Consider the following 12,439-nt stretch of genomic DNA (forward strand, 5'->3'; position numbering starts at 1 on the left):
GAAGAGCTGGCTGGTTGTGCTGCCGTAATCTGATGCCATGACCTGGCCTCCTTAATTCGATCTGCGACCGGTCTGTGTGAGGACCCATTCGATGTTGTCCAGCTCTGCAAAATTGCTCTCTACCACCTCAAGTCGAAGCCTCCAGAGGCGCGATGATCTGCCACGCTGCATGTCAGCACGGAACTCTCCCCTGCGCTGATAGGCTCGGTAGGTCATGTCCTGATTGCCGTCCTCTGTCGTCCTGACGTAAACCTGTCCGTCTGCAGCCAGACCCATGAAGATGTTTCCGACCCGCTTGCCTTGGGCTGTGCCAAAGTCCTCGGCGCCAAAATCCGCCCGTGTACCGATGAAATTGCCGCCGTCTGTTTCCCCGCCAATCAGATACAAACCATCGGCCCTCTGGCCGTAGGTCTTCATGCCAACCCGGCAGAAACTGTCGAAGTCAAAGTTCGCGTATTTGCTCACCGCGCCCGTGGCAATGTTCGTGGAGTAGGTGTTTCCGCTGAAATCGTAGAGGCCTGATAGTCCGGTAATGCTGTTCACGTACTCGAACACATCTCGCGAGCTTCTGACGGAGGCGTCAGCAATACCGATTCGATTCTCAAGCAGAGCCGTGATGACCAGCCCAATGGATGTTTCTTCCATCAGCATGAGGTGGTCGGCCAAATCGGCATCGAGAGCCAGCAGCGCATCAACGCTCGACCTGAGCGAAATGCTTTCAACCAGTGACGCATACGCCACGGGGTCGACGATGTAGAAGTCTCCGAGAAATGCTACTTCGTCCGCCCCTCCGTACCCCTGTGGCAATTCATCCGAAAGCGAAAACAGTTCGATCTCGTCAATGAGCAGGCTCGACTCGCCGTAATCGTAATCGCCGGAACGCATGGTCAAATCTATGGAAGTGGAAGAGCGACCTACCTCAATGCTGAGGCCGATCGCTTGCACAACCATCGGAATGACCATGGTACCGATAGCAAGGTCTGCTTCTGCAAACCCGCCGGCCTGGGTCAAGGAAGGCTCGTTCATCACCATTATTGCGCTGGAAAGGTCTTCTTCTGAGGCCTTCATGCTCATATCTATCTGCATGCGGGCGTGACCTTCGTTCACAGACGCATAACCAACCCATCGCCACGATGAGGCGATTTTAAGCGCCAATAGGCCAGACCCGTCAGCCCACCCCCAAGGGCCGGTTGAGGACAGTTGAATCAGATTACCGATCAACGGATCCTCAACGTAATCACCGCCTGCGTACAACACGGAAGCCATTGATACAGGCCCAGTGGAATCGACATCGCTGGTGTAAGCGATCGATCCAACCCGGTAGGTAATCGTTCGGCCTACTCGCTGGATCTGAACTTGAAGATCGCCTGAGAACTCATTGCCGGAGACCTTTGAAAGCCCTCTTTCCACCACAGAGGGCCGACGATTGGAGATACGAACGGCATGCGTAGGAGTGTTCAGATCGCCAGATGGAGAACCGGCTGGTTGGATTCCGACAAGCACGCCGATAGCGCTAGAGTTGATCGTGGCAAGCGCAATGAAATCACCGTCAATCACTACCAGGCTTTGAGCGCCTGCGTTCCATCCCACCTGGCTGTCTGTGATCGTTTGGGCGTCACGACCTGCTACAGGTGCAACCGCAGGGAAGTAGCTGTAGACCGGAACCGTCTCTTCGACGTAGTAGGGCTTCCCGGAAAAGACCTTCGTTGGGATCGTGATACTCCCTTTGGTCGTGCTGTAGGTGTAGTTAACAGTCGTGTACTGCCCTGTCCATTTCAAGACCTGCTCACGACTGTAGGTGACTTCGGTTCGCGCAGGCGATCCAAGCACCTCCTGAACGGCTGGCACATATATCTCAACAGCCTGTTTCGCCAGACGATGTGCCATGTGATACCTCAGCCGGCGCTAACGGAAATGACGAACAGGTTGATCTGTCGGATATTTCCCGCCACCAGTGCCGTGTTGCCAAAGTTCATGTCAGCACCATCGAGGCCAATCGTGCCCTGGATCCTTACGGCGCTGGCCGAAGCAGCGCCCGCATCGGATGAATCTTCCATCCGAAAGAAGTTTGCAGTGCCGCTCGCAAGCACGGTGCCCGACCATATTTCGGACGTGGATTTCGTGACCTGTCCCGCGGATGGCTGCGAGAACGTCAAGCCCGTACCCGAGTCGCTTGCGCTGATCGTGCACAGCAGCGTCGTGCCCACGGCAAGAGCGTCATCGGCTGATGCCGGCGTGGTCGGCCCGCTGAAAATCTTGATCACTTTGCCGTTGAGCGCAGGGATTGCGCCCGTGGAAAGCATTGCATTTCTGAAACCGGTACTTCTCTTCATCAGCTGCGACCCCCAATTTTAAGTTCACCTGGTGAGAATTGAGCCTGTTCACCTGCGGCAATGACCTTGTCAGTAATCAATCGCTGAATAACCAGCGGCCTGTTGTTTGTTGTGTCCCACACGACCGCATAGGCGGCGGTGTATCCGGTTGCAGCTGCTGCAAACGCGATGTTGGCGGTGTTGAAAACCAGAGCCGCAGATGCATCCGAGGTGTTCAGCGCAAAGGTTGACGGTTGCCGGGCGTAATTTGCATCGGCAACTTCACTGGCGGTACCTGAATCGCCGGGGGCTGCGGTGTGAAGGCTTACGACCCACGCGACAGGCCTTGAACCTACCGTGGACGAAGTGAAGTAGTAACTCAGTGAATCCAGGAGAGCTGCATGCGACATAGACATGGCCAGGCCCTCAGGACGCAGGAATGATGGTGATCGAAGTGGCCAGACGGCCAATCGTGCCGACAGGCATTTCCAGTGGCGACGAGAAACGCGCGATCGACAGTAGTACTCCGGTGTTGGAGCCCTTTGCGCTGTTTGCACAAATGAACCCGCCGTAAATCCGCTTGGTCGCGCTCATCGTGAATTCTGCGCGGCTGGCCAGGTTGCTGATCAGCTGCGTGCCGTCATAGGCATCCTGCCATTCAGGCCGGGTCAGCTCGTTGTAAGCTACGCATTCCTGCGCATCGGTCTGAAGATTGGCGGCCGTGGTGCCGGAGGTCGGTACGAAGTTGCCTTCGTATATACCCATGTACCAATTCGAGATTGGCGTGGCAGAGCCGCGTATCAGGCCGACCACGTGATTGATGCCCACCTGCGGGATGATGTTTTTGCAGGTTCGACTATCAAGAACTCGGCCGTCCTGGTCGACGATCTCCAGGGTGTAGACAAAGCCCAAAGGCAACGCCTGTTCGTTCACTTCAACGTTGCTCATGGGTAGATAATCTCCATGTCGTAGGTGTCGCTCGCAGCGAGCGGGTTTGCGCCTTTGACGGCTTTTTGGGTGGTTACGACCATTTGGGTACCGTTCGACTCAATGAGCGATGAAGCGGCCGACCCTGCCAGCTCGGGTACAAAGTTCGCCTCACTGATCAGCGCGGCATTACCTGTCCCGTCGCTCTTGGCAATGCCGTAGCGCGTCATCCACATCACGTCGTTGCGCAGGCCTTTCGTATCGCTGCCACGGACCGCGCCGAAGTCGAAAACTTTGCGGCTGCCTGGGGTTTGCGACTCGATCTCGGTCAGAAAATAGGTTTTGTCAGCCGATACAAACAGGCCGCCATCACCGGACACGACCATGTCGACCGGCGCAGGGAACTGAAACCATCCTTTGATAGCGCTACACAAATGCGGGCGCAGCGGCAGTGTCATATGCAGCATTGATCCGTCGGCGGTCAGCAGTACGCCGTTGTGTGCAGCAATGAGTTGCCCTTGCGCGGGCGAGCGCAGGAACTGCGTTTCCAGGCGGGCCGCTGCGTCGTTTACGCTCGAGCACACGTATTGCCCGGAGCCGTCATACTGCAGATAGAGGGTTGACCCGTTGACGGCGCTTACATAGACCCGAACACGACCACCGGCGGGCGGAATCAATCCCTGAAAGATCAGTGCCGAGCTTTCCGAAACGGTAATTGTCAACGCCTCGGTGGTGCCGCCCTCGTCGCCTGCCGCATCCACAAACGTTGCCGCGCACTGGTAGGTGCCAGCGAGAAGCGCACCCTGCCCCACGCTCGGGACAGGCTGATTTGTCACGGTCGGCACGCCCCAGGTGCGAAGCGTCCCCGCCCGGTATCGCAAGCACTCGTTCTCTGTGCAGAAGAAAAGCTCGTCGTTCAGCACGGCGCCAGCAAAGCGCCCAGAACCCGCGATCTGCTTGAGCACAGTCGACGTGTTGGTTTCAGTGTTGAAGTCGATGAGTTGCGTGCCGTCGGCAACCAGAATATGCGCACCAACACTCAGGCAACCTCGAATTGCGCTTCCAGCAAGCGCCTTGCTGTAGCCGGTACGCATACGAAGAACACCATCAGCCGCTGGGTCGTAATTCACCGAATCACGAAGAGCGCCTTTCGGCACAGCTTTCTCATTGGATTTGTTGTTGATGCCCAGCGGCCAGGGGCCGCGCAGAACAGGAGTGCTCTCGGCCATTACCAGGCGCTCCGGATCGGCCGAGAACAGTAACCACGGCGCAAAATATCCTTCTCTCGCGCGTCCTGGCACGCCTGCTCAAATCGAGCCAGGTGCTTGTCGGAGCTCTCGATACTGTACGTCTCGCCCTCATTGACCCTGTAAGCCTTGTACGAGACGTAGGCAAGCAGATGTCGACGGTCCGACGCAAGCATGTCCGGGATCCTGTCGCACTTTGTCAGCTCGGCGACCGGCCTGCGGATAACTTGCAGGCGAACGGCGCCGGCCTCGGAAGGCTTCGGATGAAGCTTCAGAATGCCGACAGGGTTGAAATGAAAATGCGACGAGCAACCGTTGTACGCCAGCCAGTAACCGCCGCGAAAACCATTGCCAATCGGCGAGCAGGCGCGAGATAGGCGGCAATGCGGCTGACCGTCTACCCAGGCCGCGACTACATCAATGATGCAAGGGTCAAGCTCGAACCTGTCTTCACCGGCGCGATACGGAATAAGCGTTACATCGCTGTCCTCATCCCGAATGCTTTGCGATTGTTCGGCGAATTCCGTCAGCGCTTCATTGGTCCAGCGAACCAGCTGGCTGTCGGACCAGAAGTAAGGCTCGATCGCGTCCTTTTCGTCTTCACGAAAGGCCTTGATCAGCGCACCGACGGTTTCGTAGGCCATGGTTTAAGCCAGGGACTTTTCGAACGCATCGAACGCGGTGTCCAGCTCCGACTTGGTCACCCCGAAGCCGGCCTGCTTTTTCACGGCGGCAAGCTTTGGCCGGCCAGTAGGCTCGATTTCGTCTGGCTCGTTGCGCTCAATCACTGCTTCCAGAGCCTTGAGGATAAGCACCGACTTGGTGTCGCCTTCGTCTTCATCTTCGTCAACGTCGACGCCAACAGGCGCGCAGCCAAGGCTCAGCGCTTCCTTGCGGAACTTGACCGGCACAGCGGTACCGGCTTTGCCGTCTGCAGGGTGTACTCGGTGCACGCACAGGCTGTGGCCTGACAGCAGCGCAATCGACAGGGAATTCAGGCCCGAAGGCGGGTTGAAGCGGATTTCATCAGACATCGTTTTGCCCCTCTATCTGTGATTGCCCCGGCGAACCGGGGCAGATTGGTCAGGATCAGTCCTGGATTTCGTCCGACTTGCGCTCTGCCACGTACTGGAAGTACACGCGGGCAGAGCCTGCCGTTGCAGCAGTGCCGGTCTGGGCGAATGTGGCAACCAACTGACCAGCCTCGGCAGTTGTGAAGCCAGCGGCGTTGGCCAGAGGCTTGCGGCCCGTGGTTTTCAGATCGATAGCCGAGCCGTAACGGGTGGCCAGCGCCTTGTCGCCGATGCTCAGGGTGGCGGTGGTGGCGGAGTTGAATGCAACCTTCACGTCAATCCAGGCATGAGTGATGGTGGCGCCTTCTGGCAGTCCAGCGAAGTCAACCGCTGCCGCTGTAGCGAAGTCAGTAGGGACCAGGTCCTGATAGCCGACCAGAGGCCACTGACGCTCATAAACGAAGTAATTCATGCCCTACTCCTTACTGGCCGCTGTTCGGCAGGTAGTGGTCCACGGCAACAACGCCGAAGTCTTCAACAGACTTGTCGTGCGTGCTGTAGAACTTGGGTTTGACGAAGCCCACGAAGCGGTCGACGGAAATACCCATCTTGCTGTCGTAGTCGAAGAGTTTTTCCACCCATGCGGTGCGCTCTGGCTGCTCGATATCAGCGAAGCCGAGAGCCTGCGCGCCCAGCAGCAGAGTACGAGTACCGTTTACGTTGCCGCCCGCGCCCCACTTCGAGCCAGCAGGTGCGCCAGTAGTGCTGTACACCATATTGGATTCATGGATGATCGCGCCGTCGACGGTGACGGTGGCGCCGGTGAACCATGGGTTTTGGTCGCCGCGAACGCCCGCATTCGTCAGGCCGTTCTGCCACAGCGGATCCATTTTCAGCGCAGCCAGGGTGCCGGGCTGTACCAGAAGCACGTAGTACTTCTTGCCGTTGGCAGTGACCGGACGGATGTAGTGGGACTTCGCATAAGCGATCAGGTCCACGATCATCTTGTACTTCGGCACGCCAGCGCTGGTGATCGAGGCGTTGTCGCCAGGAATCAGATTAGAGCCGTCCCAGGTCAAATACCGTTTCGGCGAGGGGGCACTCACGTCCTTGGCAAAAGACAGACCTGGGAAGGCGGAACCGACACGGGCACTGCCGTCAGTGTTGAAGCTGTAGGAAATGCCCGACAGGGTGAGGATGGCGAGCTCGTCGACACGGTTGGCCAGCCAGAACGCAAGGCGGTCTTTGGCCATTTTCCGGAAGTCGATTACGGACTGCTGATTTGACAGCTTGCCCTTGTCGCGCACCTGGTTCGAAATCAAGTCGATGTTGATTTCTTGCCAGGACGAAGTCATTTCTTCTTCGTTGCCTTCGCGCCAGTTGTCACCGGTCACACCGTCACCCACGAGGTCGGCGACCATGGCCATCAGCGCCTGGGTGCCTTTCTCAGTGGTGGTGAGTTCGGTGACGTGCTGGATTACGGCAGAGGTGCCATCGCCCAGGAATTTGTTGACGAACATTTCGTCGCGCGCTTCGGTCCAGACTTTTTTGGACCAGTACGTCTTGCTCTGCGGCTGCAGGGCCGCGAAGTTGGTAACTGCCATGTTGGCGGTTCCTCAAATGATTGGATGGCTTGTGGTTCTGGGTATGTCGCCACCCTTGCGAGGACAGGTTTGGGCGCTCCTGATGCGCTTGAAACAGGTCAGCTTTACGCCCTGCTGGCGAATGACACCGTGACTCGGCGAGCGAGCGTTGCCGTGTAGATCTGCGCCCCTTGGAGGGGGCGACATCCATGTCTTCAATGGCAACGCAATTCGTAAATTATGTGACTGGATACTGGTGTCAACTCAGACGAAATTGCCTGCCAAGCGGGCTTCGTCCTCTGGAGACAGGTTCTTGATGTCCTTGGTCGACATTTTGCTCACGTCAATTGAAGCAGCGCGCTCGCCAACACCTGCAGGCTTGGCCGGGATCTTTTGAGAGCGGGCCAGACCCTGGGCAAGGTCAGGTTTCGGCGTAGCATCCTGAACTGGCTCGACCTTGGCGTAGCGTGGCGCAACCTTTTGCACCGCAGACGCCAGGGCTTTTGCAGGACTCTCGCCTTTACCAGTGAAATGCTGGACCCATACGAGCGTCTCTTCGATGGCATCCTGATTCTTGTCTGCACTGTCTGCGTCAAGGAACGGATGCACGGCGTAGGCCTTGGCCAGCTCCAGCTTGAATTCAAGGCCTGCTCGCTCTTGATCGTCCTTCTGGCGGTTAGCAGCGTAGCGGCGATCTGCAGCAGCCTCGGCGCGCGCATCGGCGGCTTGCTGTTCCTGTTTGCGAATCTCGGCGCGGATGTTCTTCGCCTTCGTCTGATCGCCGTCCAGGATCGCAGTGGAATAGCTTTCCTCGGCTGCATCAAAATCGAACTCAGCGGGCGGCTTTTCTTCCGTGGCTGGTTTTTGGGCGGCGGAGCCTGAGCCTTTGACACGGGCAAGCTCTTCTTCCAGCTCCAGCACACGGGCGCGATGAAGCTTCGACTCTTCATTCACTTCGTTGAAGCGGGAATGAGGAATCATGCGTGGCTTATCGTCGCCAGCAATGGCTGCCAGCGTTTCCGGATCAATATCAGACTCAGCTTCCACCCTTGCCGCAGGTGGCTTGGCGCCGCTGTCGACGTCTATACCGTCCGCTGGATCGAAGACATCACCTGCGGCGATAGCCTCCTGCCTCAAACGCTCTTCGATCTGCTCTTGTGTTTCTTGCTCTGCTGCGGCTGCTACTGTGCTCATGTTCTGCCCCTGGTGCTCGGTGATTATTTGTCGGCGATCTTCTGGAGATCAGCCATTTTTTCCTTGGCGAGTGCGCGTGCGGCGGCCAGTCGCTTCGGGTCCTTGTTGATTTCGGCCGCCTCGGCGAGAGAGCGAAGGTCGCGCTCCACTTCCCATTTTTTGTCGTCTTCGCTCATTGGTGATGGCTTCATGCTGGTGCTCCTTCAATGCGAGGGGTTTCGATGCCTGCGTTCAGGCCGACGCCCGGTTTGGCTGGCGTGAGTGGATTGGTATTTGTGGGTAGGTTCGGCACCGCCAGGACCGTGCTGTCGTACTCGGGCACGATAGGGGCGGCATCCCTGTCGACGTAGCCAGCAGAAAGCAGCAGTGCGTCGGCGAGGCTTGAGGTTGCTGGCGTGCTGGCGATGGTGGCCGCAGTCTGAATAGCCGAATATTGGGCCTCGACAGACTTGGCGACGGCCTCTGCCTGAATCTTGGTCGTCTGAGCATTGAGCTGTTCTGCCTTTGCCTGCAGGGTCGGATCGACCGGTGGGGCGGGCTGCTGCTCCATCGAATCGATGATTTCCTGCTTATTGGCAAGATTCGAATAGCCGATGATGAACGGCCACGGGATGTTCGCGCCCTTCTCGTTCAGCTCGATAGCCTGTAGAAACTGGCTGTTCTCAAACGTGATTTGGGCAGGCGCCTCGGTGACGATGACGTCGTACTCGCCGATGGTCAGGTCGTTGAGAATCCTGGCATCAGGTTGAGGCCAGTTCAGCGGGATCTCGGAGGCAGTCTCTTTGCCGCGCGGATCCGTTTCGGTTACCCGGATGATTCGCGGCTGGTCGTAAAAGACCTGGATCATTTCCAGCATGCGAGACGCAAGCATCTGGCGGGTGCGGGCCAGGTTGTCGAGCGGGACGGCCAACTGCTGCTGGGCGGCAAACTGGCGGGTCTGAATCGCGATGCCCGACACCTCGTTGCCCTGATTGCCTGACATTGCTTCGTTGATGCCGGTGGACTGCTCCAGAAGAGCGCCAGCACGGTCGATCATTCGGTCAATGCCCGTTGGCACCTGGTTGGGCTGGATCTTCTGAGGCCTGTTCTCGATCGCCGTGTCTTTCTTGATGACAAGGTGCAGACCAGTTTCAGAACCTCGATCCGCCAGCTCTTCATCGCGCATGTTCGCCAGAGTGCCCGCTACCGTCACCCAGCCGCTGTTGGCTGTCGTGTTGAGGATGTGCAGGTATTGGCTCATCGACTTGTTGAGAAGCTGTTGAGGCCCTATCGCGTCATCTACGAGGCCTCGAGTGCGTCCACGGCGAAAAGTTGGGAAGAACGGCACCACAGTGAAGTGGTTGAACGGCGACCAGTCGTCATGCAGCACGGTTTCACGAGTGCTCACCAGCCAGCGAACACGCTTGATACGGCGCTTGGCGCGGATGGCTCCGGCAGCAACCATTTCGTCGACAACTTCTGGCTTGATGTCCTCGACCAGACGGATATCGCCAGTCGGGGTAATGATCACTTCCGCCCTGTCCATCTGCCAGAACTGGCGGTCGATGACGCGGTGGCGTTTGCCGGATTTGTCTTTGTCCTCACCCTGGAACTCGTCGAAGAGCCCATCGTCGTCGCCGAACCCATTGCGCTCATGATCAGTGCCGTCCAGGCCCATCATGGGAACCGCGCCCTCTTCGTCCTCGATAGACTTCTTGGCATCTGTGCCATAGAGCGCTTCGATTTCAATCTGAGTCATGAACCGAGAGACGGTGACGTCTGCCCACTCATCAGGATCATAGCTGTTTGCATCGGGATCCGGGATCACGTCCAACGGGTCGAGGATGTCGATTCGCACCTCGCCCAGAATGGTGTCCTCGTAACTCATGCGGATGTCGAAGTACCCGCGCTGCTGGATGAGTCCGTCGGCGAATACCTGTGTTTCTTTGGCGTGGAACTGGTTGTTGTCAGCGATCTGCATGGCCAGTTTGGAGAGCGTGCTTGCGGTTTCTGCGTCAGCAGCACCGGCGCGCGGGCGAAAGCCGATATCCATGCGGTTGCCGATCTGGTAGCCAACAGCGGCGTTGATCTTGTTCTTGATCTGGTTGAACTCAAGGCATGGCCTACCTGCCTGAGCCAGCGTCTGCCGGTCAGCAGTGCTCCACTGGCGGCCGCCGCCCATGTAGAAGTCTTCGCACAAGCGAGCCTGGTCAATGTAGTCCGAGTGTCCACGGTTGCAGCCGTATACGTAGCGCGCCCAGTTGTCGGCGGCTTTCTGCTTGTCTTCGGGGCTATCAGCCATGGTCAGGCACTCATCGCTGATTTGCGGGCGTTTCGGCGCATCATCTGAGCCCTCCAGTCGTCTTTGAATTCGTCGTCGGCAGAGACTGGCTCTGCGAATGTGAGGGCCAGCGCATCGCCGTCGTCCGGAGATCTGCCGATAATCTTTTTGGCTTCCTCTTTGGGCAGAAGCTTGAGTTGGCCGTTACTCGTGTACTTGTCTTTGGCCACCGACGTCAGGTCGCTGTGAAGCTGGTCGTCATCAGGGATGCACGGCGTTATGTCGTCGTGAACCCACTCGGCCAGCTCTCCCCACATCTCACAGCGCTTGTTGGCGTACTTGCGAGAGTCGCTGGCGGCAGATCCGAAGTTGACGGCCGTCACGCGATCACCAAAGCCAAGCTCTACGAGTCGGTCGTAGATGCCGGCGCCAAGCCCGCCGATGTCGATGAACATCATGCGAATGGTCTTGTCGTCCATCAGCATGCGGGCGGCCTGACCTGCCACGGCCATGGTGTCTGGCACGTTGTTGCGCTCAATGCCCCACGCGACACGACCTTGGCGGTGAATGAACGTCGATGTATCTCCGCCGCGCGCCGGGTCAAGGCCGACCACGTGGGCGCCGATGCGACGCTCGTGCTTGATCTCTTTCTTGCGCGCCAAGGAAACTTTTACGGTTTTGATCAGCGGCTTGTGGCCAACCTTCTGGAATGCTAGGTCCGGGGTGGCTGGGTATTCCTGGTTGAACCAGTCGACGTCGCCGGCGAAGTCAGTGGCGATCTTGCCCGCCCGCCAGGCCATCTGCTCTTCATCAAGGTTGTAAGCCTCCATGTATTCGTAATCGTCTTCGCTCAGCTCGAAGTCTTTCGGGACGGCACGGCGGTAGCCGCTTTCGACAAACCAAGGGATGAACACGGCCATGTAGTCGGACTTGCCGGCGACCGCCAGCTGCCACATTTGGTGGAAAAGGTTTCCCATGCCGTTTGCAGTGGACTCGATGATGACCTCACTGCCTTCGATCATCGGAACCGTCTGACCCAAGCCCGCCATGATCTTCTGTGCATTTGGCCAGAACGCCATCTCTGAGCCATGCAGATATTGGATTGTGTCCGACCTTCCAGCGCCGGGGCTGCCCGCAGTGGCGACTTTGTAACCGCTGCGATACTCCTCAAAGGACAGCTCAGTACTTGAGTTGGCTTTCATTTTCTGTCGAACGACACTGGGCGACAGCTCGTAAAACGTTTTTGCCATGCCGAACAGGTTCTGTGTGGCAGCGTCAAGGTGGGTCAGGATCATTGTGCGCTTCCCCTTCTTGCTGCTTGTGCGCTTGTAGAACCTTGCTGAAACGTAAGTGCTAATTCCCTGCTGCCGACCCTTGAGCACGATGGCGCGTATCCAGCCGGCAAGAGAAAGCTGCAACTCAAGGCGCTCATGAAGTTGCCGCTGGGCGTCATTCCACACGAACGGCATGATGTCGCCAGCCTTTGTGCGAATCTTCAAAGCTCTAGCGCAAAACATCTCATCACTCGACATGAGCTGAACGAACAGGGAGTCGGCTGACATGGGTTAGGCCAGCTCGACTTTGCTAACTGGCTCAGGCTCAACCAAACCCAGCAGCTCAGCGATATGACGCTTAGCCTCTGCCAGTCGATCCATCGCCCGGATATCCAGCGGGTGAGGATCGGCGATCAGGTAGTTATCGAATGTGTAAAGCTCGCCTTCAGCCCTAGCGTTAGCTTTATCAAGCTCTTGCTGGGTAGCGATACGAGTGGTTGGGCCGGGACACAGATTTGATACAGGAAGGTATGCCTCCACTTGAAGCTGATACAGGCGCTGAAACTCCAAAACCCGAGGGTCCGAACTCTCGCCGGAAAGAATCCGATCGATGAGATCCATCTTTTCTC

Annotated in this window: 14 protein-coding genes; all 14 read right to left on the reverse strand. The window is 57.7% G+C overall.

Annotated elements, in window-relative coordinates; all coding sequences use genetic code 11:
* Positions 1-51: 51 nt before the first annotated feature.
* The 14 genes from KDX37_RS11065 to KDX37_RS11130 all read right to left on the reverse strand — a co-directional run bounded on the left by KDX37_RS11065 (position 52) and on the right by KDX37_RS11130 (position 12,431).
* Positions 52-1,887 carry a hypothetical protein gene (locus KDX37_RS11065; RefSeq protein ID WP_231652740.1) on the reverse strand — a complete coding sequence of 612 codons (1,836 nt, stop codon included), beginning with the start codon at positions 1,885-1,887 and terminating at the stop codon, positions 52-54.
* Positions 1,888-1,895: 8 nt separating this feature from the next.
* Positions 1,896-2,303 (reverse strand): hypothetical protein, encoded by a 408-nt coding sequence (locus KDX37_RS11070; protein WP_231652741.1) that lies wholly within the window; start codon positions 2,301-2,303, stop codon positions 1,896-1,898.
* Between the two features lie 29 nt (positions 2,304-2,332).
* On the reverse strand, positions 2,333-2,728 hold the full coding sequence (locus tag KDX37_RS11075; RefSeq protein WP_231652742.1) for a phage tail fiber protein: 396 nt from the start codon (positions 2,726-2,728) through the stop codon (positions 2,333-2,335).
* A gap of 10 nt (positions 2,729-2,738) precedes the next feature.
* Positions 2,739-3,260, reverse strand: coding sequence for a hypothetical protein (locus KDX37_RS11080; protein WP_231652743.1), 522 nt, complete (start codon positions 3,258-3,260; stop codon positions 2,739-2,741).
* On the reverse strand, positions 3,257-4,468 hold the full coding sequence (locus KDX37_RS11085; RefSeq protein ID WP_231652744.1) for a hypothetical protein: 1,212 nt from the start codon (positions 4,466-4,468) through the stop codon (positions 3,257-3,259). The genes KDX37_RS11080 and KDX37_RS11085 overlap by 4 nt, the downstream gene beginning before the upstream one ends.
* Positions 4,468-5,130, reverse strand: a complete 663-nt coding sequence (locus KDX37_RS11090) for a hypothetical protein (protein WP_231652745.1) — start codon at positions 5,128-5,130, stop codon at positions 4,468-4,470. Before KDX37_RS11090 ends, KDX37_RS11085 begins: the two co-directional genes overlap by 1 nt.
* A gap of 3 nt (positions 5,131-5,133) precedes the next feature.
* Positions 5,134-5,520 (reverse strand): hypothetical protein, encoded by a 387-nt coding sequence (locus tag KDX37_RS11095; RefSeq protein ID WP_231652746.1) that lies wholly within the window; start codon positions 5,518-5,520, stop codon positions 5,134-5,136.
* Positions 5,521-5,575: 55 nt separating this feature from the next.
* On the reverse strand, positions 5,576-5,971 hold the full coding sequence (locus KDX37_RS11100) for a hypothetical protein (RefSeq protein WP_231652747.1): 396 nt from the start codon (positions 5,969-5,971) through the stop codon (positions 5,576-5,578).
* Positions 5,972-5,981: 10 nt separating this feature from the next.
* Positions 5,982-7,103: a phage capsid family protein gene (locus tag KDX37_RS11105; protein ID WP_231652748.1), complete on the reverse strand. Its 1,122-nt coding sequence runs from the start codon at positions 7,101-7,103 to the stop codon at positions 5,982-5,984.
* A 243-nt stretch (positions 7,104-7,346) separates the two neighbouring features.
* Positions 7,347-8,276: a hypothetical protein gene (locus KDX37_RS11110; protein WP_231652749.1), complete on the reverse strand. Its 930-nt coding sequence runs from the start codon at positions 8,274-8,276 to the stop codon at positions 7,347-7,349.
* Positions 8,277-8,299: 23 nt separating this feature from the next.
* Positions 8,300-8,467: a hypothetical protein gene (locus KDX37_RS11115; protein WP_231652750.1), complete on the reverse strand. Its 168-nt coding sequence runs from the start codon at positions 8,465-8,467 to the stop codon at positions 8,300-8,302.
* Entirely contained in the window at positions 8,464-10,557 is a 2,094-nt protein-coding gene (locus KDX37_RS11120; protein ID WP_231652751.1) for a portal protein, read from the reverse strand. Before KDX37_RS11120 ends, KDX37_RS11115 begins: the two co-directional genes overlap by 4 nt.
* 2 nt (positions 10,558-10,559) lie before the next feature.
* Positions 10,560-12,005 (reverse strand): hypothetical protein, encoded by a 1,446-nt coding sequence (locus KDX37_RS11125; RefSeq protein WP_231652752.1) that lies wholly within the window; start codon positions 12,003-12,005, stop codon positions 10,560-10,562.
* 96 nt (positions 12,006-12,101) lie between these two features.
* Entirely contained in the window at positions 12,102-12,431 is a 330-nt protein-coding gene (locus tag KDX37_RS11130) for a hypothetical protein (RefSeq protein ID WP_231652753.1), read from the reverse strand.
* Positions 12,432-12,439: the final 8 nt, after the last annotated feature.

This window comes from Pseudomonas californiensis (genome assembly GCF_021147775.1).
Taxonomy (GTDB): Bacteria; Pseudomonadota; Gammaproteobacteria; order Pseudomonadales; family Pseudomonadaceae; genus Aquipseudomonas; species Aquipseudomonas californiensis.